The sequence below is a fragment of the Stenotrophomonas sp. TWI819 genome, from assembly GCF_039673075.1.
GTDB lineage: Bacteria > Pseudomonadota > Gammaproteobacteria > Xanthomonadales > Xanthomonadaceae > Stenotrophomonas > Stenotrophomonas rhizophila_B.
The window spans coordinates 123,960-148,707 of sequence record NZ_JBDJKY010000001.1; the positions used below are offsets into that span (position 1 = coordinate 123,960).

The following is a 24,748-nucleotide window of genomic DNA, read 5'->3' on the forward strand; positions in this document are numbered from 1 at the left end:
AAGGTCTCTAAGCAGTGGCGCGCAGTCGCCCGCGGCATCCAGAAGAGGCCGCGCGGGGTGTGCGGTGCAGGAGGGAAGCAGCGGCTAGGCGTGCCGGCCGCCGCAGGGGATTACGGAGCGACCGCCAAGGACGCTGCGGTGGCCGGTGTGGCGGCGCTGGCGGCATACGGATCCGGCTCGGCGATCAGCCCATCGAGCAGGCTGTTGAAGCGGGTTACATAATCCTTGTGATACTCGCCGGTCACCGTGCCGGTGTAGCCGGTGTAGATCTCGCGGACCTTGCCGTCGCGCCCGATGATGATGGTGGTCGGGAAGGCGGCCATGTAGTTCAGCCCCTTCAGTTTCTCGGTAGCGACTTTCTTGTCGGCGATACCGCCGAACACGATGTCGTAGCGGATGTCGAAGTAATCCTTGAAGGTGGTCAGGGTCTTCTGGAAATAATCGAAGTTGTCTTCCTGCTCGAAGGCAACGGCCACCGCTTCCACCCCACGGTGATGGTTCTGCTTGAACCACGGCGCCAGGAAGTAGGTCTGGTCGGTGCAGTTGGGGCACCAGGTGCCGATCACTTCAACGATCACCACCTTGCCGCGGTACTTGTCGTCCTGCAGCGAGACCTGCTTGCCCTGCAGATCAGGGAAGCTGAAATCAATGCGGTCCTGGCCATCCTTGAGGAAGGTGAGCTTGTACGGATCGGGCAGCTCCACCTTGTCGCTCTTCTCGGCCTCGAACTTGACCACGTTGTAGATGCCGCTGCCGAACGCGCCCTGGATGTTGCCGTCCTCATCGATCGTGCCGCGGATCAGTAACGGGCTCGGCCCGCTGAAGCCGGACAGGTAGAAGCGGTTGCCCTGCACGGTGCCTTCCAGCTCGCGGGTATCGCCAACCACGGTCATGAACACGCCGGAGAGGTGGTTGCCCTCCTGCTTGAGCAGGGCGACCTGATTGCGCTTGTCCTGGCGGGCGGCCTTGTCGATGGTCTGCACGGCCCATTTGCCACTGAGGTCTGCCGCCGGTGCCTCGTCCTGCCCGGGTTTGACGAAGCGCCACGCCGCGTCGTGTTCGGCGGTGAAGGCCAGGTTGCGCGCACCGTTGCGGCTGGGCACCAGGTCCTTGTACTGCCCCACGAGGTGCTTTCCATCGTCGGATACCTTGCCTTCCAGCACGGCATCGTAGGTATTCATCCGCACCGAGAACGTCCCGTCATCGCGCGGCGTCACCTTGAATCTGTCCGTGCGCGAGCCGTTGAGCAGGGTGAAGGTCGCGTCCTGTGCGCGCTTGCCCTTCACTTCGAAATTGAAGGGAATCGGGTCGCCGTCGATGGTGAACTCGCCCCGCCAGACGCCTTCGGCGGGGAACGGCGCCTTCGCCGCAGCAGGTGCAGGCGCGGCGAACGACAGGCTTGAGGCGAGGAACAGGGTCGCGACGATGCGACCGGATAATGCCAGTGTCATGAGAGTGCTTCCAGATAATCCCCTTGGTCGCGCCAAGTCGCCGGCGATGCAGCCCCCGTTCCACTGCATCCGCAGAATGGCCATCCCTGGCCGGTCATGAGCCATCCATGGCGTGACAGGATTATTGCCACGTGAATGTCGTAAAAGTTCATCGCGGCTTGGAACGCATGTTCATCAGCATATTCATCAGCGCGACGATGGCAGGCTGATAACCGTTTTGATATCAGCGCCGTGTGCGGCTTCGATGCACATCGTGAGCCATCCATCGCCAGGGCGATCGTCGGTGTGGTCCCGACCCGCATCCACGCCGTCTTGCTTTCAGCGTCTCGCGTATTTCACGACGTCGAGCGCAGCCTGCCGTTGCGCGCTGCGTCCGCAGCGGATCCACAAGGAGTTCCACCCGCTATGAATACCCGAGGCGATTACGCCCACCCCGAGCCTGTCGCCGCTGCGACCGTGGCCGTGGTCACCCCACCGCCGGTGGTGGATCTTCCGCGCGACAGCGCGGTGTCATGGGGCGCGATTCTTGCCGGCGCGATCGCCGCCGCTGCGCTCTCGCTGATTCTTGTCATTCTCGGTGTGGGCCTGGGCCTTTCATCGGTGTCGCCGTGGTCGTTTGAAGGTGTGACTGCCGAAACCTTCGGGTGGTCCAGCATTGCCTGGCTGACCTTTACTGCCATCGCAGCGTCTGGCCTGGGCGGCTATCTGGCCGGTCGCCTGCGGACGAAGTGGAGCAACCTCCATGGCGATGAAACCTATTTCCGCGATACCGCACATGGGTTCGTGTCATGGGCCGTGGCGACGTTGTTGACTGCGGCGCTGTTGACCTCGGCCATCGGCGGCATTCTCGGTGCCGGTGCCAAGGTGGCCGGCGCCACTGCCGGTGCCGCCGCCTCGACCGCAGGCGGTATTGCCGCTGCCGGTGCGGGTTCGGCTGCGATGGGCAGCGATCAGGGCGACGTGCAGTACTGGGTGGATTCGCTGTTCCGTGCCAACCCGACCGCTGCGCAGCCCGCGCCGCCGGTCGGCCCCGCTGGTCCAGCCGATGCGCCCGCACTCGCCCCGGCACCCGTTGCCAATGGTGCACCGCTGCCGCCGCGCCCGATGCCGGGTGCCGACCGCCGTCCGGACAGCCGTGAAGTGCGCACCGAGGTCAACCGCATCATCCTCAACAGCCTGAAGTCCGACACCATGGACCCGGCCGATACGCAGTATCTGGGCCAGCTGGTGGCGGCGGAGACCGGTATGAGCCAGGCCGAAGCCCAGGCCCGCGTGACCGATGTGCAGACCCGCCTGCGTGCGGCGCTGGACAACGCCAAGCAGCAGGCCAAGCAGGCGGCCGACGATGCCCGCAAGGCAACCGCCTACGCCGCGCTGTGGCTGTTCATCACGCTGCTGATCGGTGCCTTCATCGCCAGCCTGAGTGCCACCTGGGGCGGCCGTCGCCGCGACCTGTGAACCTGACCACCTGAGGGAGGAAACACCATGAAGTACATTCTGCTGTGGATGCTGGGCATCCCGATTCCGTTGTTGCTGCTGTTCGCGCTGCTGCGCTGACCCATCAACCATCAGGCCGCCTCCGGGCGGCCTGATGCGTTTGCAGGGGCGCGCGTTTCACCAGCCCTTCGAGGTGCGGCATCGCCGCTGCATGAACGGGTCAGCGACGTGCAGATCGTCTTCACATCATCAGCATCGCCCGTGATGCCCAATCTTCCTGAATTCATTTAAGCTTTGGCGATTATGACCCCCATTCATTCGAATGACGGGTCGATACCGCACCCGGTGTTCCCTCATCTTCCAGGACGTTCCCATGGCGGCTTTGCAGCAGCGCACGATCGATCTCATCCGCAGCCATCAGGAGACCTTGCTGGCGGCATGGGCCGGCAATTTGGCCGGGTCCGCCCAGGCACAGGATGGCCGCCTTTCCGCCCGCGAGCTGGACACCCAGGTCCGCGAATTCTGGCGGCTGTTCCTGGAGGCACTGTCGGCAGCCGACGTCAGCTCCGTCGCGCGGGCCGAGTGGAAGGACATCCGGCGCTTCCTGGAGGAGTTGTCGCGCGAGCGCGTGCTGAAGGGCTTCAATTCCTCTGAGACCGCCAGCTTCATCTTCTCGCTGAAGCGGCCGCTGTTCGAGGTGATCCAGCAGGGATACGCCAATGACCCGGCACAGCTGGGCGACCAGCTGTGGGCGATCTCCGAACTGATCGATCAGCTGGGCCTGCACACGGTCAGCGTGTTCCAGAAAACCCGCGAAGACGTGATCCAGCGCCAGCAGGAAGAGATGCTTGAGCTGTCCACGCCGGTGGTGAAGCTGTGGGACGGCGTGCTGGCGCTGCCGATGATCGGCACGCTGGATTCGCAGCGCACCCAGGTGGTGATGGAATCGCTGCTGCAGCGCATCGTGGATACCGGTTCTGAAATCGCCATCATCGACATCACCGGCGTCCCGACCGTGGATACCCTGGTGGCCCAGCATCTGCTGAAGACGGTCACCGCCATCCGCCTGATGGGAGCCGACGCGATCATCAGCGGCGTACGCCCGCAGATCGCCCAGACCATCGTGCACCTGGGGCTGGACCTGCAGGGCATCGTGACCAAGGCCAATCTGGCCGACGCCCTGGCGCTGGCGCTCAAGCGCACCGGCCAGACCGTTACCCGGACCGCCCGCTGAGATGGAGCGCATCCCGATCCTGCAGATGGGCGATCTGCTGCTGGTGACCATCCAGGTGGACATGCATGATCAGCTCGCGCTGACCCTGCAGGACGACCTCACCGAGAAGATCCGCAGCACCTCCGCGCGCGGTGTGCTGATCGACATCTCCGCACTGGATATCGTCGATTCGTTCATCGGGCGGATGATCGCCACCATTTCGTCGCTCGCCCGGATCATGGATGCCACCACGGTGGTGGTCGGCATGCAGCCTGCAGTGGCGATCACGCTGGTCGAGCTGGGCTTGACGCTCAGTGGCGTGCGCACTGCACTGAATGTGGAGCGGGGCATGAAGCTGCTGCAGCGGACCGACGAAGACGAAGCAGCCTCATGAGTGCGTCCAGTGGTTCGCTGCCGATCCGCATCGAGCAGGATGTCGTGCTGGCCCGCCAGGCCGCACGCCAGATCTGCGTGGCGTGCAAGCTGCGTCTGATCGACCAGACCAAGCTGGTCACCGCGGCCAGCGAGCTGGCGCGCAATGCCGTCATCTACGGGGGCGGTGGGACCATGGATTGGGAAGTGGTCGAGAAGGGACTGCGCAAGGGCGTGCGGCTGGTCTTCGCCGACAATGGTCCCGGCATCCCGGATGTCGCGCAGGCGCTCACCGATGGCTGGTCGTCCGGCTCCGGCATGGGCCTGGGGTTGTCGGGTTCGCGCCGGTTGGTGGATGAGTTCGAACTGGAGAGTGCACCGGGGCAGGGCACCCGTATCACGATCACCAAATGGAGCTGAATTTCGGCGGCCAGGTGACGCGGATCGTGGTGGTCGAGGAATCCTCACAGGTCGGGCAGGCCAGGCGCGAAGCGCTGGCGCTCGCCGACCTGATCGGCCTGGATGAAATGGACGCGGGGCGTGCGGCATTGGTGGCCACCGAGATGGCCACCAACGTGCTCAAGCACGGGTGCAGCGGCCGCATGTACCTGTCCGCGGTCTGTGGCCGCGGCGGCAACGGGGTGGAGCTGTGTACGGTGGATGCCGGCCCCGGCTTTTCGTTGGCCGAATGTCTCCCTGACGGGTATTCAACGGGCGGTACCCAGGGCTTGGGACTGGGCGCGATCCAGCGCCAGGCCACCGTGCTGGATGCCTGGTCCGATGCCAAGGGCGCGGTTGTCGTGGCGCGCATCTACGCCAGCCGTGCGCCTGGCGATATCGACGTTCCCTACGGTGCCCTGCGGATTCCGATGCGCCACGAGCTGGCCTGTGGCGATGCCTGGCATCTGCGGGCCGATGCACAGACCGTGGCGGTCACCGTGATCGACGGGCTGGGGCATGGACTGCCCGCCGCCGACGCAGCGCAGGCCGGTGTGGCTGCCGTTGCACAGGCCTCTGTCGCCGGGGCGCCGGCCTTGATCGGCATCATGCACGCGGGCATGTCCGGCACCCGCGGCGGTGCGGCGGCGGTGGCCTGCGTGGACGTGGCGAGTGGACAGGTGGAGTTCGCCGGTATCGGCAATATCGCCGCCAGCCTGTGCGAGCCCACCGGATCACGCGGGTTGGCTTCGCACCCGGGCATCGTCGGGGTGCAATACCGCAAGGCGCAACCATTCCATTTTCACGCGGCGGCAGGCACGCTGCTGGTCATGCACAGTGATGGACTGCAGGCGCGTTGGAGCCTGCGCGACTACCCCGGCCTGTTCCACCGCCACCCCGCGTTGATCGTGGCGGTGCTGCACCGTGATTTCGATCGTGGCCGGGATGACGCCGGCATTGTCGCCCTGCGTCTTGGAGACCTGCATTGAGCGCCTCACCCCATGACCAGGAGCTGCAGCGGCTGCGCCTGGAAGCCGATGCGCTGCGCGCTGAGTTGGATGAAACCAATCAGGGCGTGCTCGCCTTGTACGCTGAGCTGGACGAACAGGCCGAGCAGCTGCGTGAGGTGTCCGAGCTGAAGAGCCGGTTCCTGTCCTACATGAGCCATGAATTCCGCACGCCACTGGGCTCGATCCTGAGCATGACGCGGCTGTTGGAGGATGGCATGGATGGCCCGCTGACCGCGGAGCAGCGCCGGCAGGTGCGTTTCATCAGCGCCTCGACCAGTGAGCTGCGCGAGATGGTGGACGACCTGCTGGATCTGGCCAAGATCGAGGCAGGGCGCATCACCATTTCGCCGGCCTGGTTCGATCTGATGGACCTGTTTTCGGCGCTGCGGGGCATGTTCCGCCCGTTGGTGGAAGGCAACCAGGTGGACCTGCTGTTCGAGGATCCACCGGTGATGCCGATGCTGTACACCGATGACAAGAAGCTGGCACAGATCCTGCGCAATTTCATTTCCAATGCGCTGAAGTTCACGCCCAGCGGGCAGGTGGTGGTATCGACCCAGCGGGAGGGAGAGAACGCGGTGCGCTTCAGTGTCCGCGATACCGGCATCGGCATTCCGGCGGAGCTGCAGTCCACCCTGTTCGAGGATTTCGTGCAGGTCGATACCCCGCTGCAGAAGCGCCTGCGCGGGACCGGGCTGGGTCTGTCGCTGTGCAAACGCTTCGCCGAGCTGCTCGGTGGCCATGTCGGCGTCGAGAGCGAAATCGGCACAGGCTCGAACTTCTACGTGGTGCTGCCGCTGACCCTGGCCACGGAGGCCGTGAATGGCGATTCCTGATCGCATCCTCGTCGTGGATGACAATGTGGCGACCCGCTATGCGGTGCGCCGCGTGCTGGAGCACCACGGCTTTCATGTGGAGGAAGCCGGTACCGGCGGTGAGGGCCTGGCACGGCTGGCCGAGCATGATTTCGGCGCGCTGGTGCTGGATGTGAACCTGCCCGACATGAGCGGCTTCGATGTGGTGCGCCAGCTGCGCGAAGATGTCCGGCTGCAGTTGCTGCCGGTGGTGCATGTCTCGGCGGCGTCGATCGCCACCGGTGACATGATCACGGGCCTCAACGCGGGCGCGGATGCCTATCTGATCCATCCGGTCGATCCGGATGTGTTGTTGGCCACGCTGCGCAGCCTGTTGCGCGCCCGTCGTGCCGAGGAAGCCCTGCGCGATACCGAGGCGCGGTTCCGCGAGATTTTCCGTCACATCAATGCCCCGATCGCGGTATTGGATGCGTCGCTCAACGCACACGATGCCAACGATGCCTTTACCCGTCTGCTGGGTCAGCAGGCAGGGGCCGGCCAACTCGATCAGCTGCTGCAGGATCAGGTCGTCCCGCTCAGTGCATTGAAAGTGGCGTTGGCCGAAGGCGAGCGCTGGCAGGGTACCTTCAGCCTTCGGGTGGGCGGAGTCCTGCGCATGACCGAATGGCGGGTGACGCCGTACCAGGCCGCCGGGCAGGGCCTGGTGCTGATCGAAGACACCACCGAACACCATGCGCGCGCCAACGAGCAGCGCCAGGAACTGGAGAGCGCGACGTCCGAGCTCGCCTTCCAGATCGCCGAGCGCGAGCGCACCGAGATCGAGTTGATGCAGGCGCAGAAGATGGACGCGCTGGGCCAGCTCACCGGCGGCATCGCGCACGATTTCAACAATCTGCTGACCACGATCATCTCCGGGCTGGACATGATCGAGATCGCCGCCTCCAGCGGAAAATGGGACAAGGCCTCCCGCTACGTCGAGATCGCCACGGGCTCGGCACACCGTGCGGCCGCGCTGACCCAGCGCATGCTCGCCTTTGCCCGCAAGCAACCGCTCGATCCGCAGACCTTCGATGTGGTCGCGCGGGTACGCTCGCTGGAGGACATGCTGCAGCGGTCAATCGGTGAGAACATCGAACTCGAGCTGGAGCTGGGCGTTGAACCGCTGATCGCGGTCGCCGACCCGAACCAGTTCGAGAACGTGATCCTCAACCTGGTGATCAACGCCCGCGATGCACTGGCGGGCCAGGGGCTGATCCGCATCCGTGCCGGGCGCGCCGAGATCGAGCGCGACCATGAGCTGGCGCCTGGCCACTACATCACCGTGACCGTGCTCGACAACGGCGTCGGCATACCCACGGAGCTGTTGACCAAGGTGTTCGAGCCGTTCTTCACCACCAAGCCGCAGGGCGAAGGGACCGGGCTGGGGCTGTCGATGACCTACGGGTTCGCACGCCAATCCGGCGGCAGTGCACGTATTGCCAGCGAACGTGGCGAGGGGACCGAGATCGAGCTGCTGCTGCCCGAGGGCCAGCTCCAGCCTGCAGCCCACGACACCTCGGCACCTTTACCGCTGACCCGTGGCAGCGCCGAGCGGATTCTGCTGGTCGACGATACCGATTCGGTACGCATGATGGTCCGGGAGATGCTGGTCGAGGCCGGTTACCAGGTCGTGGAAGCCATCAATGCACAGCAGGCCTTGTTGGAGCTGCATTCGGACCGTGAGCTGGACCTGTTGTTGTCCGATGTGGGTCTGCCGGGCATGAACGGCCGGGAACTTGCCGATGCGGCGCGGGTACTGCGCCCGCATTTGCCGGTGCTGTTCGTGACCGGCTATACGGAGAGTGCGGCCGTCCGCAATGAGTTCCTGGGGCAGGGCATGTCCCTGCTGCCCAAGCCGTTCAGCGTGAACGAGCTGCTCCGGGGCGTGCGGCAGATGTTCAACCCGGGCTGAGCGGGCCCCGCGCTGCGGCATGGGTACAATCGCCGGACGCCCCCAGGGGAGACTGCGATGACGCCATCCGAGATCGGTCCTGCCGCCCGCGCGCTGGCGCACGGTGAGTGCCAGGCCATCGCCGACGCATTTGAGCGCACGCCGGAGGTGCACGAGGCGGTGCACCGGGCGCGCAAGACCATCCGGCGCCTTCGTGCCCTGCTGGCGTTGCTGGAAAGCAGCGCGCTCGTGACAGCCGCGGCAGACGCCGCACTGCGTCGGCTGGGAGATGGCCTCTCGGCGTTGCGCGACGCGCACGTGGTCGTGGAGACCTGCGAACGGCTGGCGTCAGCGCAGCCCGACCAACGTTGGGAGGCGGTGTGCATCCGCTTGACCGCACGGCGCGAGGCAGTCCTCGCCCGCGTGCTGGCGCGCGATCCTGCCTTTGCCCGCCGCCAAGCGGCACTGCTGCGTATCGTGACCGATCTCCAGGCGCAGCCATGGGAATCCCTGAGAGGCGGTGACATCCGCAAAGGACTGGCACGCAGTGAACGGCGTACGCAGAAGGCGGAGAAGCGCGCGACACGCAGCCACGATGCCGACGACCTGCATCGCTGGCGCCGCAGAGTGCGTCGTCTGCGCATGCAACTGGAGGCGCTGCCGCAGTTGGCGCCGTCCCGCTCGGTGCCGATCAAGGGACCCGGACAAAGCAAGCACGCGCGTGCCCTGCATGCGCTGAGCGATCAGCTGGGCTGGCAGCAGGACCTGCGCATGGTCCGCAATCTGGTGCGGGTGATGCCCGGCGTGCCGGAGCGTCGTGCGCTGATCGAGCAGATCGATGCGGACATGCGGGACCGCCGCTTGATCCAGACGTAGGCGCCAGGGTCGGTCTACGCCATGCCGCCCATCTTCGGCGGCTTGTACTCACAGCGTGGGTACCCCGAGCACGACTGGAACGCGCCATAGGGCCCGGTGCGCGGCACGATCACACCCACGCTGCAGGCCGGGCAGGCCTGCTCGTGAATCATATCGCCGGCCATCGAGGTCACGCGTACCGCGCCGTCGTTGACCAGTTCGGTCAGGAACGACGAGCGGCGCCCCTGCACCGTGAACATCGCCACCGAGCGGCGCGCACGCGTCAACGCGACGTAGAACAGGCGGCGTTCCTCGCCGAGTGGATATGCATCGCTCTCGGGCATCGCCAAGGTCAGCACCGGGTCGTCGGCACGCGTGTTGGGGAAGCGCCGATCCAGCAGGCCGGGCAGGATGACGTAATCCGCCTCGGTACCCTTGGAGCGGTGCGCGGTGAGGAAGCTGACCTCCATGTGCTGCCCATGGCGTGCGCGCCACGTGGCCGGCAGCAACGCACGGTCGGCGTTGTAGCGACCAAGCACGAACACCGTGACCTTGCCATCGCGGCCTGGCGGGACCTGGCCGGTCAGCAACTGCTGGTGCAACTGCGCCAGATACTGTTCGACCGCTCCGACCAGTTGGTCGCGCGAAGCCACCTGGAAGGCCTGCAGGACCGCCCCGTACGCGGGCGTGACCGAGTGGACCTGCTTGGGAATCTGCGCCGGATTGCGTGACACGAAGGCGCTGGAGACATCGCACAGTGCCTGCGGGCAGCGGAACGTCTGCTCGAGCTTGAGCACCTGGCCCTGGCCGAACCACGCCACGAACCCGGTCATTACCGCCACGTCCGCGCCGGCGAACCGGTTGATCGACTGCCAGTCATCGCCGACCGCGAACAGATGCTTGCCCGGCGCCTGTACCAGGGCACGGCACAGCCGTGCACGGGCGCGCGAGGCATCCTGGAATTCGTCGGCCATCACCAGATCGAACGGGGCAACGTAGCGCCCCTGTTCCAGGTGTTCGGCGGCCTGGTTGAGCATGTCCTCGAAATCGATGCCGCCCTCGGCGACCAGCGCATCGTCCCAGCCGTCCAGGATCGGGATGATCAGTTCGAGGAAGAGGCGGTAACGGTGCTTGAAGTGATCGTCGGGCAGCCGGCGCAGCCGCTCGACCATGTCCTCCACGTGCAGGCCGTTGCTCTTGGCGTGGCTGATGAACGTCCGGACCAGGCCGATCAGCTCGGTGTCCGGCATCGGCGTTGCGCCGCCATCAGGCAGTTCGCGGTCGGGATTCGGATCGAGTTCGATGCCCCGCTGCGACAAGGCCTCGCCCAGCCGCACGAACAGGTCGCCGGTCCGCAACTGGTGCGAAGTGGTCTGGATCCGCTCGATGCCATGGCCGGCGACCGGGGTGCCAGCGCGATGCGCCGGCGCCCGCTCATGCCCCTCCAGGGGGAGGTGATCGTGATACAGCGCGATGCCCGGATAGTGGAAATCCGGGCGGTACTGGCGGTACGCATCGGTCGCGGCATCGAATGTGTTGCGTCGTGCATAGGTGTACGCCACCCCGTTGTAGAACAGCCAGTCGGCGATCACGCAGTGCTCGATGCTGCACACGCGCTCGCCCTGCAAGGTACGCACGTACCCTTGGCCGTCCTTGTCCCACTCTTCGGCCTCCAGCGGCCCGCCGATGACGGGCAGATCACGGCCGAACACCAGCCGGAACAGGTCCCATTGCGTGCGGAAATGGAGGGAGCGGTCTTTCAGCGCGTCGATGATCTCGGCCAGCCGATGGAACCCCTGGGTGGCATCGACGGCCCAGTCGGGTACCTGCGGCATACGCCCGGTGGCCTGGGCGATGATGTGCCGGCCCAGCGCATGGAACGTGCGTGCTTCCACCCTCACCTGGCCCAGGCCGAGACGCTGGAAGGCGCGGTCGGCACGCGCCTGCAGTTCCGTGGCGGCGTCCTTGTTGAAGGCGAGCATGACGATGCGCTCGGGCGCGACCAGGCCGCGCTCGACGGCGTAGGCGGCCTTGGCGACCATCGTCGAGGTCTTGCCCGAACCCGCTGCGGCCACCACCTGGACGCGGTTGTCGAAGCAGATCACCGCACGGGCCTGCTCATCGGTGAGCGGACGGCTTTCGACACGGTCCAGCAGGGGCCGGCAGGCGACCAGCTCGCGCGCCTCATGTGCGTCATTGCGGCGCGCCCACAGGGCCGGCCAGTCGGCCAGCCAGAGCATCAGGGCTTCTTCGATGGCCGAGGGATCGCCGCCCAGCCCGCTGCGCAGGTCGGCGTCATCAAAGACCGCCCACAGTGCATCCTCATCGAGCGGCAGCGCGGGGCGCGCCTGCAGCAGGGCCTGCTGCTGGTCATGCGTGAGCCACAGCGACTCATCATCGGCCAGATCGGTCGCGGCCTGCACCTGCGCAAGCCAGCGCTGGATCGCGGCGTGGGCCTGCTGGAACAGGGTGACCTGGTCGCGTTGACGCTGCGCGCCACGGCGTTGGCCCAGCGCCTCGGCCAGCAGACGGGCGGCGGCAGGGGACAGGCCCCCCAGCACCAAGGGGGCCTGTCCATCGCGATGCAGGGTGAGTCGTGCCCACGGCAGGCGCGGGTGCACCTGCAGCGCGGTGAGGGGCGCGTGGAACGGATGACCGTCGAGGGTCAGCATCAGCTGGTCGTCTTCCAGGCGCAGGCGCCAGTGCGGCGATCGCGTGAGGCGTTGACCCCAGTCGCTCGGGGCCCATTCGTACGTCATCGGTAAGCGCTGTTTGATCGGACACCCATGATAAGGAAATGAAAAAATCCCCGCCGGGGCGGGGATGTCGAGTCGGCCTGCGATGGACGCGTGCGCTTACTGCTGCAGCACCGGCTCGCTGCGGGAACGGCGGTCCACCAGCATCGCCACGCCCCACAACAGCAGGCCGCCCAGCGCGGTGGCCGCGCCAACGTAGCCGGTCACGGCCGGGCTGAAGCCGGCGCCGATGGCCATGCCGCCGAACCACGGGCCCAGCGCGTTGGCGGTATTGAACGCGGCATGGTTGGAGGCCGCCGCCAGGGTCTGCGCTTCCCCGGCCACATCCATCAGGCGGGTCTGCAGTACCGCGGCCAGGGCGCCCATGGTGCCCACCGCGATGATCATCGGGAACACGCTCCACACCGACTGCGCGGCCAAGGGGAACGCCAGCAGCACGATGATCGACCAGACCAGCACCACCGCCGCCGCGCGGAACTGGAAGCGGTCCACCAGCCAGCCGCCCGCCACGTTGCCGATGATCGCGCCGATGCCGAAGATGCCTACCGCCAGCGGCATCCACGATTCGGCCAGGCCGGTGACCTGCACCAGGGTCGGGGCGAGGTAGGTGAAGACGCAGAACATGCCGGCAAAGCCCACCGAGCCGATCGCCAGCGCCAGCCACACCTGGGTGCGGTTGAACGCGCGCAGTTCGCGCATCGGCGAGGTGCGCACTTCATCCGGATCGGGCAGCAGGAAGCGCGCGATCATGGCCACTGTGGCAATCGCCAACACGCTGACGACGGCGAATGCAGTGCGCCAGCTGAGCTGCTGGCCGAGCCATGTGGTCAGCGGATTACCGACCAGAATGGCGACGGACAGGCCGAGCAAGACCTTAGATACCGCCGCGCCGCGCTGGGCCGGGGGACTGATCGCGGCGGCCACCAGCATCGCCACGCCGAAGTACGCGCCATGCGGCAGACCAGCGACGAACCGGGCCAGCAGCATCGTGCCGTAGTTGGGGGCCAGTGCACTGGCCAGATTGCCGATGGCGTAAAAGCCCATCAGCGCCAGCAGCAGGTTGCGGCGTGCGAACCCTGCACCGGCGAAGGCCAGCACCGGGGCGCCGACCACCACGCCGACGGCGTAGGCGCTGATCAGGTGACCGACCTGGGTCTCACTGATGGACAGCCCGCGGCTGATCTCCAGCATCAGCCCCATGCTGGCGAACTCACTGGTGCCGATGGCAAAGCCGCCCAGCGACAAGGCCAGCAGGATCAGGGTGCGCTCGCGCGGCGAGAGCCGGGCGGCCAGGGGGACGGAAGAAGAGCTCATTCAGGGGGCGTCGAACGGGGGAGCGCGGCATTGTACTGCTGCAGCGCAACATTAATCAGGGCATCCGGTAGAACGCTGGATCCGGGCAACACCCCCGCACCTGCGGAAAGGGCAGCCGAGTAAGCCCGCAACGCCTGCCCTGATGGGCTATTGCCGAGTCTTCACGGATAACGCTCGGGCCTGAACGGCAGACCTTCCGGCATCTCCAACGGGGGGCTGACACCATGCGCGCGGCTGAGAATCTCATTGGTCCGCTTCTGTTCGGCCAGGATCTCCCGCAGCAGCCCCTTGATGCCGAAGATGGCGAAGGGAACGAAGATCCACAACAGCCCGAACAGCGCCCAGCCGAGGCCAATCAACAGCGAGAAACCATCCAACATGTGCATTCCTTTGTACGTGGCAGAGATGTCCGTGCGCGCATGATAGCTGCTGCACCTTTTGGGCGGCAGCGGCGCAGGCGCAGGCTTCGGTCAAGCCCAGTCTCGCTCATTCGTGCGACAATTTGCCTTCAAAGCCACCACCTGTCGATGGCTGCGCCATGTGGCCATAGGGGTTGTGATGTCTATCAGTACGGGCTTTCCAGCGCTCATCGGCTTTGATCTGCCCGGTCTGCAGGATGGGCCTGGCGCGTCACGCGTGATCGTCACCGCGCTTCTGGATGACACGCCCCCCAATGACTGGATGCGCATCCTGCACCGCCTGGCGTGGCCATCGCTGCGCCTGGATCACGGCGTCGAGCAGATCCGGCTGGTCGGGCAGGGCATCCATTTCGTCGGCGCCATCAAGGACCCGCGCGCGTTGTCCGCGTCGGTGCGTGGTCTCTTCAACGAGGTCAACGCGAAGGCGCTGGAGCGCCGCTTGGCCGCGATGGAGAACCCGCTCGACGAAGACGGTCCCGGCGTGGCTCCCCTGGCCGATCCTGCGATCTCGGCGGATCCGCGTCTGGACGATGTCGCGGCGCTGCTGGCGATGCCTGCCGTGCCGGGCATGCTGGAACTGGCCAGCGCGATGACCGGCATGCGTTTCGTCGCCGTGGCACGTGTCACGGCGGATCGATGGACTGCCTGTGCGGTGCATGACCATCTGGATTTTGGTCTGCGACCCGGCGACGACCTGGTGCTGGAAACCACCATCTGCGATGAAATCCGCGAGCATCGCCATCTGGTGCAGTTCGAGCAGGCCAGCACCCACCCGGTGTTTTCCAGCCACCCCACGCCGGCGCTGTATGGGTTCGAGAGTTACATCTCGGTGCCGATGTTCCGCCGCGATGGCGGCTTCCACGGCACCTTGTGCGCGCTCGATCCAAACCCCTCCAGGCTCGATGCCGCCACGGTGAAGGCATTCGAGATCCTGGCCGGCGTCATCGGCGCGCAGCTGGAGGTACCGGAGGCGTCCGCCGAGGCGGGCCAGAAAGTGCCCAGCATGAGCGAGGCACTGTCAGTGCTGTCCTGTCAGGTCGACGCGCTGGATGCGGCGATGCTGCCGGAGCAGTTCCGCACGGTGACCGCGCGGTTGCGTGAGCTGGTGGACGCGCGACGGGCGGTCTTGGGCTGATCGCACCGCTGGGCCAGCGATGCGCAGGTCCTTCTGCCCTCAGCCGTCCACTTCGATCCGCGCAAAACGCGCACGCCACTGCCCGTCCACCTCCACCTGCGCGACGAACATCTCGAACGGGCGCACCCACAGCCCGATCTCCGCATCCAGTGGCCGGTACAACACCATCGGCATCAGGGTTTCGCTGTGGCGCACGACGCCGATCACCTCGTAGTTGCCGCCCTTGAAGTGGCGGTAGTGGCCGAGGGGCAGGGGGGGCAGCGGAGCGAGATCGGACATGGTCGGGCAGTGAGGCAGGCGGGCCGACCATTATCGTCTGAGGTGCCGAGGACGTCGCGCGGGGTCAGCCCGCGTCCGGCAGCGGACCGGCCCGGCACGCGCTGACCAGATGCAGCACCGCGTCGGGATGCATGGGGCGCGCGAGGTGATAGCCCTGTGCTTCGTCGCAGCCCCACAGCCGCAGCAGCGAGAGTTCGGCGTCGTTCTCCACGCCCTCGGCCACTGTGCGATACCCAAGCTGGCGGGCCAGCTTGATGATCGCTTCCACCTTCAGTCGCGCGGTGCGCGAGCGTGCCAGGCCGGTGACCAGGGTCTGGTCGATCTTGATGTGGCTGATCGGCACCTCGCTGAGGTAACCGAAGTTGCTGTACCCACTGCCGAAATCATCAATCGCGATGCGTACGCCAGCGGCGGCCATCTCCCGCAGCTGGGGGAGGGCCGCAGGATGGTGGTTCAGCCATTGGCCTTCAGTGATCTCGATTTCGATCAGGCCCGGTGCCAACCCATGCGCGTGCAGCCGTTCGGACAGCACGTTCCACACCCGTTGGTCGTCGAAGTCGCGCGGTGAGAGATTGAGCGACAGGCTGAAGCCGGGCACGCGCTTCTGCCACTGCGCCGCCTGGGCAAGCGCATGGTCGATCACCCAGCGGCTGATGGCGGGCATCAGCGCGGTGCGCTCGAGCACTGGAATGAACTCCCCGGGGCTGACCGGACCAAGCAGCGGATGGGTCCAGCGCAGCAGGGCCTCGGCCGATACCGGCAGTCCGGTGATCAGATCAAAGCGTGGCTGGTAGACCAGGCTGAACTGGTGCTGGGCCAGGCCGCGCCCGGCGTCGGAGGCCAACCGATAGCGGCGACGCAACGCATCGTCGCGCTCCTGCGAATACCAGCACAGGCAGTTGTCCGTCTGGATGGCGTGGTGCATGGCGACCAGGCATTTGCGCACCAGATCGCCGGTCTGCCCGGGGACCGGGAGAAAATCGCAGACGCCGGCATGGAACTGCGGCGACATCGGGATACTGCCGGCCATCAGTGGCCGACGCATGCGGATGCGGAGCCGATCGAGCAGCGCTTCGGTCTGTTCATGCGAGTGGTCGGCCAGCAGGAACGCAAAGCGGGTCACCCCGATGTGGTAGACCTGCGCCAGGTCACGCAGCACATCCTGCACGCGCAGGGCAGCCTGGCGCAGCAGGGTCTCCACCGGCTTCATGCCCAGCGCCTGGCCGGCATCATTGGCGCTCTGGAGATCGAACACATCCAGCACCACGCCAGTGAACGCACGCGCATCGGCATGGCGGGACAGGGCGTTGAGGTCGGCCTGGAACTGGTGCCGGTTGGGCAATCCGCTGATCTGCTCGCGGCGGCCCAGTGACATTTTCAGTTCCATCTGCGCGACCACCACGCGCGACAAGGTCAGCAGTTGCAGCTGTTCTTCGGCAGAGAGCTGCCGCGGTGCGCGATCCATGATGCACAGGGTGCCGAGCGCGACGCCGGCCTTGGTGACCAGTGGCGCACCGGCATAGAAGCGCAGCTGCTCTGGCCCGGTCACCAGGGGATTATCGGCGAAGCGCGGGTCCTGGCGCAGATCGGGGACCTGCATGACGGTGTTGGATCCCAGCGCCCGCGCGCAGATCGAGGCATGCCGATCGGTGCGGCGTATTGCCAAGCCCACGCGGGAGATGATGTGCTGGTGATCGGCATCGAGGATGGACACCCATGCGATCGGGACGCCGAAGCTGAAGGCGGTCAACTCGGCGATGGGATCGAGCGCGGTACCCAACGCTGGATCCATCACGTTGAGCGCCTCGATCAACGCGATCCGATCTACATCATTGCTTCTGTCCAGCATCTACCGCGCCCTGTCACGACTACACCGCTACTATCCGGGGTGTCATGCCGAACCGGTGTGAAGCAGGTACAGCGGGGATGAAGCGTTCACGCTGGCGGCGTTGCGCCCGCTCAGGGCGAGACGGGAGACTGCAGCAGGGTGACCAGCTGGCGCAGGCGATACGGCTTGGGCAGGAATTCGACATGCTCCGGCAGCGGCGGCAGCTGCGAGCGCGCATAACCGGAGGCCAGGATGATGCGCGCATTGGGCAGCACATCGGCCACATGCTCGCTCAGTTCCACGCCACTCATGCCATTGGGCATGCTGATATCGCTGAACACCACGTCGAACCCACCCGGATCCTGCATCAGCCGCAGCGCGGCCGGGCCGTCGTCGGCGGTGTGGATTTCGATACCGAAGTCCTGCAGCGCCTGGCCGATCAGTTCACGCAGGTCCTGCTGGTCTTCGACCATCAATACGCGTAGGGGCTCAGACATGCTCGACTTCCTCAATGACAGGTAACAACAGGCGGACGGTGGTCCCGCGTCCGGGGGCGGTTTGTACGTCGACGAAGCCGTCGCACTGGGAAACGAAGCCGAACACCTGGCTCAGCCCCAGTCCGCTGCCTTTGCCGATTTCCTTGGTGGTGAAGAACGGCTCGCTGGCGCGCTCGGCGATGTCCGGGGGCATCCCGTTGCCCTCATCGGTCACCGCGATGGCGACATAGTGGCGGCGCATGGGCTGGGACAGATCCGGTGCCAGTCGCTGTTCGACCTCGGCCGTGATCGTGACCGTGCCGCCCTGGGGCATCGCTTCGCCACTATTGAGCACCAGATTCAACACGGCGCTGTGCAACTGTACGCCATCGGTGATGATCGGGGGCAGATCCGAGGTCAGATTCAGCTTTACCTCGATGCTCGCCGGGCAGGCGCGACGCAGCACCGGCAAGGCATCGAGCAGGAATTCCTGTACCACCACCGGCTCGCGCACCAGGGTCTGATCGGAGGAAAAGGCCAGCAGCTGGCGGGTCAGCAGCGAGCCACGGTCTGCGGCCGCCTGGGCCAGATCCACCAGTTCCTTGCTACGCCCGTCGGCACCGGGGCGCAGCGCGATCAGATCCAGTGCGTTGCCGATCGTGGTCAGCAGATTGTTGAATTCGTGGGCCAGGCCACGGGTCAGTCGACCGACATTGTCCAGTTGCCGCTGCTGCACGTGCGCGCGTTGCGCGTCCTGCAGCAGGCGCTGGGCCTGGTAGCGTTCGGTGACGTCCTGGGTGACTTTGACGAAGCCGAGCAGGCAGCCGTCCTCGCGGACCGGCTCGATCACCTCACCGGCGCGGAACCGCTCGCCGTTGCAGCGCACCCGCCAGCCTTCGCCGATGAAGCGGCCGTGGTCACGGGCATAGTCCAGGGCTTGCTGCGGCACGCCGAGCTGCTGGTCTTCGGGGGTATAGAACAGGCCGATATGCTGGCCGATCACCGCCTCGGCGGTGTAGCCCTTGACCCGCTCGCAGCCGCGGTTCCAGTTGCAGATGCGGCCCTGCGTATCGAGCAGATAGATCGCGTGGTCGCTCACGTTGTCGATCAACAGCTTCAGCTGCCGGCTTTCGTCGGCAAGCGGTGCAACGCTGGATACGGCCTGGACCACGACGGCTATCGACTCCCCCGATAAGGGTCCGAACCGTAGGGGGCGGGATGTGAAGAACGTGTCAAGAACGTGTGCCAAACACGCTGACTTCTGGCGCTTAACAGCCGTTTACCGCTTCGGGTACCATCAGCCCCCTTTTAAGCTGGAACACGGCATGAATTCTGCGCCCACCTCCCGTGACCGTTGGATCTGGCTTGCGTCGGCCGCCTTGATGGCCGCCACGCTGGGCACGGAGATGGTGGTGCCGCTGGGCTATGCGGTCTGGCTCACGTACTTCATGGCGGTGGGTATCACGCTGTTCCAGCGCCGGATGGAAGTGCCTCTGCTGGTGGCGATCGGGTCCTGCATCCTGCTTGCGGTGGGGTACAACGTGGCGCCGTCCAGCAGCAACTCGGCGTTCTCCTTCGTCAACCGCAGCATCGGCGGCGTTGCTTTCCTGATGATGGCGCTGACCGTGATGAAGGCCATCGGTGCGCGCCGGGAAGCGGCCGATGCGCTGTGGCTGCAGGCCGGCGAAAACGTGGTGGGCACCAGTCTGCAGGGCGATCCCACCCCGCGTGAACTGGCCGACGCGGCCATGCGCGCGCTGTGCGCGCAGCTCAATGCCGATGTCGGCGCCATGTATCGCCTGCAGGGCGAGCGGCTGGTGCTGGTCGGTGGCGCCGCGCTGCCTTCGCAGCTGCCGGAGACCCTGCCGGCGCATGCCGGCCAATGGGGCGAGATCATCCGCGAGGGCCGCGCGCGTCGGCTGGAGGACAGTGACAGCCCGCTGGATATCGATACCCCGCTGGGCCGCACCACGGTGCACCAGCGCCTGCTGGGCCCGATCACGGCCGACGGCGTGGTGATCGGCGTGATTGAACTGGGCCGTGCCGGCGTCTCGCCTGCGCGTGGCCTGGAGATGGCCCTGCTGCTGCAGTGCGCCGAGCCGATCGGCATCGCGCTGCGCGCGGCGCTGCTCAATGCGCAGCTGGTGGAACTGCTGGAGGAAACCCAGCGCCAGAGCGAAGAGCTGCAGACCCAGCAGGAAGAGCTGCGCGTGGCCAACGAAGAGTTGGAGGAGCAGAGCCGCAGCCTGCTGCATTCACAGGCCAACCTGGAGCAGCAGCAGGCCGAGCTGGAACAGACCAACGTGCAGCTCGAAGAGCGCACCCACGAGCTGGAGTCGCGTCAGCAGGCCCTGTTGCTGGCCCAGGCACAACTGGTGCAGAACAGCGCCGAACTGGAGGCCAGCTCGCGCTACAAGTCCGAGTTCCTGGCCAACATGTCCCATGAGCTGCGCACGCCGCTCAACAGCTCGCTGATCCTGGCCAAGCTGCTGGCCGACAACAAAGAAAGCACGCTGACCGCCGAGCAGGTCAAATACGCCCAGGCGATCCATTCCTCCAACAACGACCTGCTGGCGCTGATCAACGACATTCTGGACCTGTCGCGGATCGAGGCCGGCCATGTCGAGCTGGTCGAAGAAAACCTCGCGGTGTCCAGCGTCCTGCAGCGCCTGAAGGAAACCTTCGAGCCGATGGCCGTGCAGAAGGGCTTGAGCTTGGAGATCAGCGCCACGCCGGACGCGCCGACCCAACTGCTGGCCGACAGCCAGCGCCTGCAGCAGATCCTCAAGAACCTGCTGGCCAATGCAGTCAAGTTCACCGAACACGGCAGCGTGTCGTTGACGGTGCGCAGGGCCGGGGCAGGGCGGATCCAGTTCGCGGTGTCCGATACCGGCATCGGCATTCCGGAAGAACAGACCGCGGTGATCTTCGAGGCCTTCCGCCAGGCCGATGGCAGCACCCGCCGCCGTTACGGGGGTACCGGGCTGGGGCTGTCGATCTCGCGCGATCTGGCGGCCCGCATGGGGGGCAGCATCACCGTCTCCAGCGAGCCGGGCCGGGGCAGCTGCTTCACGCTTGAACTGCCGCTGCTGGCCGGTGGCGGTACCGGCACCGCGCACAACGTCGTGCACGACGTACGCCCCGCCACCATGGCAGCACCGGCCGTGCCTGCCGCTGCTCCGCTGGGCCGTGCCCACGCCGACGCCACCCCTGCACCCGCGCCTGCGGCCAAGGTGATGGATGACCGGGGCCGCCGCAGCCGCGCGGGCCGGATGATCCTGGTGGTAGAGGACGATGCGACCTTCGCTGGCGCGCTGGTGTCGATGGCGCACGAGCTGGATTTCGACTGCGTGGTCGCCGGTACTGCCGAAGAGGCATTGGGCCTGGCTACCGAGCTGCGCCCGAACGGCATCCTGCTCGATATCGGTCTGCCGGATGTCTCCGGGCTCAGCGTGCTGGAGCGCCTCAAGCGCGACCCGGCGACGCGCCATATCCCGGTGCATGTGGTCTCGGGCCTGGAGCGGTCGCAGGTGGCGATGGAGCTGGGCGCGATCGGCTACGTGATCAAGCCGGCCACGCGCGAGCGCCTGGTCGGGGCGATCCAGCAGCTGGAAGCCACCAGCCAGCGCGATGTGCGCCGCCTGCTGATCGTCGAGGACGACAGCGAGCTGCGCTCCAACCTGCAGCTGCTGCTCGGCCGCGACCAGCTCGAAATCACGGCGGTGGGCACCATCACCGAAGCGATGGCCGAGCTGGCCGGCTCCACCTTCGATTGCATGGTGACCGACCTGGCGCTGCCGGACGGCACCGGTTACGACCTGCTCGAGCGCATGGCCGGCAATGATGCGGTCGCTTTCCCGCCGGTGATCGTCTACACCGGCCGCGCGCTGACCCGTGATGAAGAACAGCGCCTGCGCCGCTATTCCAAGAGCATCATCATCAAGGGCGCCCGCTCGCCCGAGCGCCTGCTCGACGAAGTGACCCTGTTCCTGCACAGCGTAGAGGCCTCGCTGCCGACCGACCAGCAGCGCCTGCTGCGCGAAGCACGCCGGCGCGATGCGGTGCTTGATGGTCGCATCGTGCTGCTGGCCGAGGACGATGTGCGCAACATCTTCGCGCTGTCCAGCGTGCTCGAGCCGCTGGGCGTCACCCTGGAAATCGCGCGCAATGGTCGCGAGGCGCTGGACAAGCTGCGCCCGGAGATCGACCTGGTGCTGATGGACATCATGATGCCGGAGATGGACGGGCTGACCGCCATGCGCGAAATCCGGGCGGACAACCGCTGGCGCGACCTGCCGATCATCGCGCTGACCGCCAAGGCGATGCCCGATGACCGCGAGCACTGCCTGCAGGCCGGTGCCAACGACTACATCGCCAAGCCGATCGACGTGGACAAGCTGGTCTCGCTGTGCCGCGTGTGGTGCTCGCGCCGATGAATGAAACGGAGTTGTTCGACCTGGAGCTGAAGCTGCTGCTGGAGGCGGTTTACCAGCGCTACCACTACGACTTCCGTGACTATGCGCTGGCGTCGCTGCGGCGGCGCATGCGCCATGCCATGTCGCGGTTCGAGTGCCCGACCATGGGCGCACTGCAGCACCGCCTGCTGCATGAGCCGGAGACGTTCGCCCAGGCGATGCAGTACTTCACCGTGCAGGTCTCGGAGATGTTCCGGGATCCGCCGTACTTCCGGGTCCTGCGCGAGCACGCCGTTCCGGTGCTGCGCACCTATCCCTCGATCAAGCTGTGGGTGGCCGGCTGCAGCACGGGCGAAGAAGTGTGGTCGCTGGCGATCCTGCTGCATGAAGAGGGTCTGCTGGACCGGGCCATCATCTATGCCACCGACATCAATCCCGAAGCGCTGCAGGCCGCCGAGTCCGGTGCCTTCGCGCTGGACCGGCTGGCGCAGTTCAGCCGCAATTACCTGGCGGCCGGCGGCACCGGCTCGTTGTCGGACTACTACAGCAGTGGCTATGGCAGCGTGGTGTTCGACCGCCGGCTGAAGCGCAACATCGTCTTCGCCGACCACAGCCTGGCCACCGACACCGTGTTCTCCGAAGTGCACCTGGTTTCCTGCCGCAACGTGCTGATCTATTTCCAGCGCCCGCTGCAGGACCGTGCCATCGGCCTGTTCCATGAGGCGTTGGTGCACCGCGGCTTTCTCGGCCTGGGCAGCAAGGAGTCGCTGCAGTTCGGCGAGCACGCGGCCGCCTTCGAGGCCTGCGCGCGCGACCAGCGCCTGTACCGGAAGCTGGCCTGATGCTCGGAGCGTCGCAGCGCAGCCGGTTCGATCTGGTGGTCATCGGTGCGTCCGCCGGCGGCGTCAGTGCGCTGCAGTCGCTGCTGTCCGCGTTCCCGGCGACGCTGGATCTGCCCGTGCTGGTGGTGCTGCATCTGCCGCGCGACCGGCCCAGCCGCATCGCCGACCTGCTCGACGCCGGCTGTCCGCTGCCCGTGCGCGAGGCCGAGGACAAGCAGCCACTGCAACGCGGGACGGTGACGTTCGCGCCACCGGACTACCATCTGCTGGTGGAGGACCGCGCTACGCTGGCGCTGTCCATCGATCCGCCCGTGCTGTTCTCGCGCCCGGCGATCGACCCCCTGTTCGAGAGCGCTGCCGACGTGTTTGGTGACGGCGTGCTGGCCATCCTGCTCACCGGTGCCAGCAGCGACGGCAGTGACGGGGTCGCCGCGGTCCGCCAGGCGGGCGGCGAAGCCTGGATCCAATGCCCTGAGGAGGCCTATTCCTCGATGATGCCCGCATCGGCCCTGGCACACGCCGGCGCCGACGCGGTGCTCCCGCTCACCTCCATCTGCACGCGTATGAAAGGTCTTACCCGATGAACCTGATCGAGCCCGCCGGGTCGACTGCCACCACCGATTGCGTGAAGCTGCTGATTGTCGATGACATTCCGCAGAACCTGGTCGCGATGGAAGCGCTGCTGCGCCGCCCGGGCCTGGAGATCCTGTGTGCCCCCTCCGGCGCTGAGGCACTGGAACTGCTGTTGGAGCATGAGGTCGCGCTGGCGCTGCTGGATGTGCACATGCCGGAGATCGACGGCTTTTCGCTCGCCGAGCTGATGCGCGGCTCGCAGCGCAGCCGCGACGTGCCGATCATCTTCCTGACCGCCTCACCGAACGACCCGGTGCGGGCCTTCAAGGGCTACGAAACCGGGGCGGTGGATTTCCTGCACAAGCCGATCGAGCCGCAGGTGATCATGAGCAAGGTCAACGTCTTCATTGAGCTGTACCAGCAGAAGCAGCTGCTCAAGGCGCGCAACGAGGCGCTGGAGCATGCGCTCAAGCTCAATGAAACGATGATGGCGGTGCTGACCCACGATCTGCGTACGCCGCTGGCCGCGATCCTGCTGTGTGCCGACAAGCTGTCGCTGGACCTGCCCGAGGACAGCCAGGTGCAACGCACCCTCGTGCATCTGGAGAACAGTGCCCAGCGCATGGTGCGGATGGTCGAGCAGCTGCTGGACTTCTCGAAGATCCGCACCGGCGGGCTGCGTCTGTACACCACCGATTGCGACCTCGCCGAGCTTGCCTCGCTGGTGGTCGCCGAGATTGGTCGGGCGCATCCCCAGGCGACCATCGAGCTGCAGGTGCAGGGCGATGCCCATCTGCAGGGGGACCCGGATCGCCTGGCACAGCTGCTGTCCAATCTCGTGAGCAATGCCGTGCTGCACGGCGGCGATGCGCCCGTGCTGGTACGCCTGGAAGGGGAGCGTACCGGGCCGCTGCGCGTGCAGGTGCGCAACGCGGGCCAGATTCCGGAGGCCTTGCTGCCGCGGCTGTTCGAGCCGTTCAAGGCCAGCTTCCACGACAGCCGCGGGTTGGGGCTGGGGCTGTTCATCGCCAGCGAGTTCGCGCGTGCGCATGGCGGCACGCTGGTGGCGGTCAACGAGGACAGTACCGTGTTGTTCGAGACGGTGTTGCAGCGTCGGCCTCGCTGAGGTTCGGCGTTAGGTAAACTGTTCCGGCGCCGCAGCCCTTCGCCACCGGCCCATTGCTGGAGCC

Annotated in this window: 21 protein-coding genes; 13 read left to right on the top strand and 8 right to left on the bottom strand. The window is 66.3% G+C overall.

All coding sequences use genetic code 11. The features are described 5' to 3' along the window. Window positions 1-110: 110 nt before the first annotated feature. Window positions 111-1,451, bottom strand: coding sequence for a TlpA disulfide reductase family protein (locus tag ABE463_RS00560; RefSeq protein ID WP_259259702.1), 1,341 nt, complete (start codon window positions 1,449-1,451; stop codon window positions 111-113). 405 nt (window positions 1,452-1,856) lie between these two features. Between ABE463_RS00560 and ABE463_RS00565 the strand changes: the two genes are divergently transcribed. The 8 genes from ABE463_RS00565 to ABE463_RS00600 all read left to right on the top strand — a co-directional run bounded on the left by ABE463_RS00565 (window position 1,857) and on the right by ABE463_RS00600 (window position 9,542). Further along, window positions 1,857-2,909 carry a hypothetical protein gene (locus ABE463_RS00565; protein WP_346466867.1) on the top strand — a complete coding sequence of 351 codons (1,053 nt, stop codon included), beginning with the start codon at window positions 1,857-1,859 and terminating at the stop codon, window positions 2,907-2,909. A gap of 352 nt (window positions 2,910-3,261) precedes the next feature. Further along, complete coding sequence (locus tag ABE463_RS00570; protein WP_259259704.1) at window positions 3,262-4,122, top strand: STAS domain-containing protein; 861 nt, start codon at window positions 3,262-3,264, stop codon at window positions 4,120-4,122. A 1-nt stretch (window position 4,123) separates the two neighbouring features. Further along, the gene (locus ABE463_RS00575) at window positions 4,124-4,495 is read left to right on the top strand and encodes an STAS domain-containing protein (RefSeq protein ID WP_019184175.1); all 372 of its coding nucleotides are present in this window, start codon (window positions 4,124-4,126) and stop codon (window positions 4,493-4,495) included. Further along, entirely contained in the window at window positions 4,492-4,893 is a 402-nt protein-coding gene (locus ABE463_RS00580) for an anti-sigma regulatory factor (protein ID WP_121037420.1), read from the top strand. Before ABE463_RS00575 ends, ABE463_RS00580 begins: the two co-directional genes overlap by 4 nt. Further along, the gene (locus tag ABE463_RS00585) at window positions 4,884-5,900 is read left to right on the top strand and encodes an ATP-binding protein (protein ID WP_346466868.1); all 1,017 of its coding nucleotides are present in this window, start codon (window positions 4,884-4,886) and stop codon (window positions 5,898-5,900) included. Before ABE463_RS00580 ends, ABE463_RS00585 begins: the two co-directional genes overlap by 10 nt. After that, window positions 5,897-6,757, top strand: coding sequence for an ATP-binding protein (locus ABE463_RS00590; protein WP_259259706.1), 861 nt, complete (start codon window positions 5,897-5,899; stop codon window positions 6,755-6,757). The genes ABE463_RS00585 and ABE463_RS00590 overlap by 4 nt, the downstream gene beginning before the upstream one ends. Further along, window positions 6,744-8,687 (top strand): response regulator, encoded by a 1,944-nt coding sequence (locus ABE463_RS00595; RefSeq protein WP_346466869.1) that lies wholly within the window; start codon window positions 6,744-6,746, stop codon window positions 8,685-8,687. The genes ABE463_RS00590 and ABE463_RS00595 overlap by 14 nt, the downstream gene beginning before the upstream one ends. A gap of 57 nt (window positions 8,688-8,744) precedes the next feature. Beyond that, on the top strand, window positions 8,745-9,542 hold the full coding sequence (locus ABE463_RS00600) for a CHAD domain-containing protein (RefSeq protein WP_346466870.1): 798 nt from the start codon (window positions 8,745-8,747) through the stop codon (window positions 9,540-9,542). 14 nt (window positions 9,543-9,556) lie between these two features. Here ABE463_RS00600 and ABE463_RS00605 read toward each other — a convergent pair whose 3' ends face one another. The 3 genes from ABE463_RS00605 to ABE463_RS00615 all read right to left on the bottom strand — a co-directional run bounded on the left by ABE463_RS00605 (window position 9,557) and on the right by ABE463_RS00615 (window position 13,971). Then, complete coding sequence (locus ABE463_RS00605; RefSeq protein ID WP_346466871.1) at window positions 9,557-12,280, bottom strand: UvrD-helicase domain-containing protein; 2,724 nt, start codon at window positions 12,278-12,280, stop codon at window positions 9,557-9,559. A gap of 96 nt (window positions 12,281-12,376) precedes the next feature. Continuing rightward, the gene (locus tag ABE463_RS00610) at window positions 12,377-13,591 is read right to left on the bottom strand and encodes an MFS transporter (RefSeq protein ID WP_259259710.1); all 1,215 of its coding nucleotides are present in this window, start codon (window positions 13,589-13,591) and stop codon (window positions 12,377-12,379) included. A 161-nt stretch (window positions 13,592-13,752) separates the two neighbouring features. Then, window positions 13,753-13,971 (bottom strand): hypothetical protein, encoded by a 219-nt coding sequence (locus ABE463_RS00615; protein WP_259259711.1) that lies wholly within the window; start codon window positions 13,969-13,971, stop codon window positions 13,753-13,755. Window positions 13,972-14,149: 178 nt separating this feature from the next. Between ABE463_RS00615 and ABE463_RS00620 the strand changes: the two genes are divergently transcribed. Next, on the top strand, window positions 14,150-15,145 hold the full coding sequence (locus ABE463_RS00620; protein ID WP_346466872.1) for a GAF domain-containing protein: 996 nt from the start codon (window positions 14,150-14,152) through the stop codon (window positions 15,143-15,145). A gap of 39 nt (window positions 15,146-15,184) precedes the next feature. On the opposite strand, the gene ABE463_RS00625 is transcribed toward ABE463_RS00620, so the two are convergent. The 4 genes from ABE463_RS00625 to ABE463_RS00640 all read right to left on the bottom strand — a co-directional run bounded on the left by ABE463_RS00625 (window position 15,185) and on the right by ABE463_RS00640 (window position 18,899). Then, a complete protein-coding gene (locus ABE463_RS00625) occupies window positions 15,185-15,424 on the bottom strand; it encodes a DUF1653 domain-containing protein (RefSeq protein ID WP_346466873.1) in 240 nt (79 codons plus the stop codon). A gap of 64 nt (window positions 15,425-15,488) precedes the next feature. Continuing rightward, on the bottom strand, window positions 15,489-17,273 hold the full coding sequence (locus ABE463_RS00630; protein WP_346466874.1) for an EAL domain-containing protein: 1,785 nt from the start codon (window positions 17,271-17,273) through the stop codon (window positions 15,489-15,491). A 110-nt stretch (window positions 17,274-17,383) separates the two neighbouring features. After that, on the bottom strand, window positions 17,384-17,749 hold the full coding sequence (locus ABE463_RS00635; RefSeq protein WP_123729566.1) for a response regulator: 366 nt from the start codon (window positions 17,747-17,749) through the stop codon (window positions 17,384-17,386). After that, window positions 17,742-18,899 carry an ATP-binding protein gene (locus tag ABE463_RS00640; RefSeq protein ID WP_259259715.1) on the bottom strand — a complete coding sequence of 386 codons (1,158 nt, stop codon included), beginning with the start codon at window positions 18,897-18,899 and terminating at the stop codon, window positions 17,742-17,744. The genes ABE463_RS00635 and ABE463_RS00640 overlap by 8 nt, the downstream gene beginning before the upstream one ends. Before the next feature lie 154 nt (window positions 18,900-19,053). Between ABE463_RS00640 and ABE463_RS00645 the strand changes: the two genes are divergently transcribed. Genes ABE463_RS00645 through ABE463_RS00660 form a run of 4 tightly spaced genes read left to right on the top strand, consistent with a single transcriptional unit; the run spans window position 19,054 to window position 24,684 of the window. Next, window positions 19,054-22,164: a response regulator gene (locus tag ABE463_RS00645; protein WP_346466875.1), complete on the top strand. Its 3,111-nt coding sequence runs from the start codon at window positions 19,054-19,056 to the stop codon at window positions 22,162-22,164. Beyond that, window positions 22,161-22,985 carry a CheR family methyltransferase gene (locus tag ABE463_RS00650; RefSeq protein ID WP_346466876.1) on the top strand — a complete coding sequence of 275 codons (825 nt, stop codon included), beginning with the start codon at window positions 22,161-22,163 and terminating at the stop codon, window positions 22,983-22,985. Before ABE463_RS00645 ends, ABE463_RS00650 begins: the two co-directional genes overlap by 4 nt. Then, a complete protein-coding gene (locus ABE463_RS00655; RefSeq protein WP_346466877.1) occupies window positions 22,985-23,569 on the top strand; it encodes a chemotaxis protein CheB in 585 nt (194 codons plus the stop codon). The genes ABE463_RS00650 and ABE463_RS00655 overlap by 1 nt, the downstream gene beginning before the upstream one ends. Beyond that, window positions 23,566-24,684: a hybrid sensor histidine kinase/response regulator gene (locus ABE463_RS00660; RefSeq protein ID WP_346466878.1), complete on the top strand. Its 1,119-nt coding sequence runs from the start codon at window positions 23,566-23,568 to the stop codon at window positions 24,682-24,684. Before ABE463_RS00655 ends, ABE463_RS00660 begins: the two co-directional genes overlap by 4 nt. The last annotated feature ends 64 nt before the right edge of the window (window positions 24,685-24,748 follow it).

Coding starts and splice junctions, on each gene's coding strand:
- ABE463_RS00660 (WP_346466878.1), top strand. CDS start 23,566: ATGAACCTGATCGAGCCCGCCGGGTCGACTGCCACCACCGATTGCGTG.
- ABE463_RS00630 (WP_346466874.1), bottom strand. CDS start 17,273: ATGCTGGACAGAAGCAATGATGTAGATCGGATCGCGTTGATCGAGGCG.
- ABE463_RS00610 (WP_259259710.1), bottom strand. CDS start 13,591: ATGAGCTCTTCTTCCGTCCCCCTGGCCGCCCGGCTCTCGCCGCGCGAG.
- ABE463_RS00605 (WP_346466871.1), bottom strand. CDS start 12,280: ATGACGTACGAATGGGCCCCGAGCGACTGGGGTCAACGCCTCACGCGA.
- ABE463_RS00585 (WP_346466868.1), top strand. CDS start 4,884: ATGGAGCTGAATTTCGGCGGCCAGGTGACGCGGATCGTGGTGGTCGAG.
- ABE463_RS00560 (WP_259259702.1), bottom strand. CDS start 1,451: ATGACACTGGCATTATCCGGTCGCATCGTCGCGACCCTGTTCCTCGCC.
- ABE463_RS00620 (WP_346466872.1), top strand. CDS start 14,150: ATGTCTATCAGTACGGGCTTTCCAGCGCTCATCGGCTTTGATCTGCCC.
- ABE463_RS00650 (WP_346466876.1), top strand. CDS start 22,161: ATGAATGAAACGGAGTTGTTCGACCTGGAGCTGAAGCTGCTGCTGGAG.
- ABE463_RS00600 (WP_346466870.1), top strand. CDS start 8,745: ATGACGCCATCCGAGATCGGTCCTGCCGCCCGCGCGCTGGCGCACGGT.
- ABE463_RS00565 (WP_346466867.1), top strand. CDS start 1,857: ATGAATACCCGAGGCGATTACGCCCACCCCGAGCCTGTCGCCGCTGCG.
- ABE463_RS00625 (WP_346466873.1), bottom strand. CDS start 15,424: ATGTCCGATCTCGCTCCGCTGCCCCCCCTGCCCCTCGGCCACTACCGC.
- ABE463_RS00580 (WP_121037420.1), top strand. CDS start 4,492: ATGAGTGCGTCCAGTGGTTCGCTGCCGATCCGCATCGAGCAGGATGTC.
- ABE463_RS00645 (WP_346466875.1), top strand. CDS start 19,054: ATGAATTCTGCGCCCACCTCCCGTGACCGTTGGATCTGGCTTGCGTCG.
- ABE463_RS00570 (WP_259259704.1), top strand. CDS start 3,262: ATGGCGGCTTTGCAGCAGCGCACGATCGATCTCATCCGCAGCCATCAG.
- ABE463_RS00635 (WP_123729566.1), bottom strand. CDS start 17,749: ATGTCTGAGCCCCTACGCGTATTGATGGTCGAAGACCAGCAGGACCTG.
- ABE463_RS00615 (WP_259259711.1), bottom strand. CDS start 13,971: ATGTTGGATGGTTTCTCGCTGTTGATTGGCCTCGGCTGGGCGCTGTTC.
- ABE463_RS00655 (WP_346466877.1), top strand. CDS start 22,985: ATGCTCGGAGCGTCGCAGCGCAGCCGGTTCGATCTGGTGGTCATCGGT.
- ABE463_RS00595 (WP_346466869.1), top strand. CDS start 6,744: ATGGCGATTCCTGATCGCATCCTCGTCGTGGATGACAATGTGGCGACC.
- ABE463_RS00575 (WP_019184175.1), top strand. CDS start 4,124: ATGGAGCGCATCCCGATCCTGCAGATGGGCGATCTGCTGCTGGTGACC.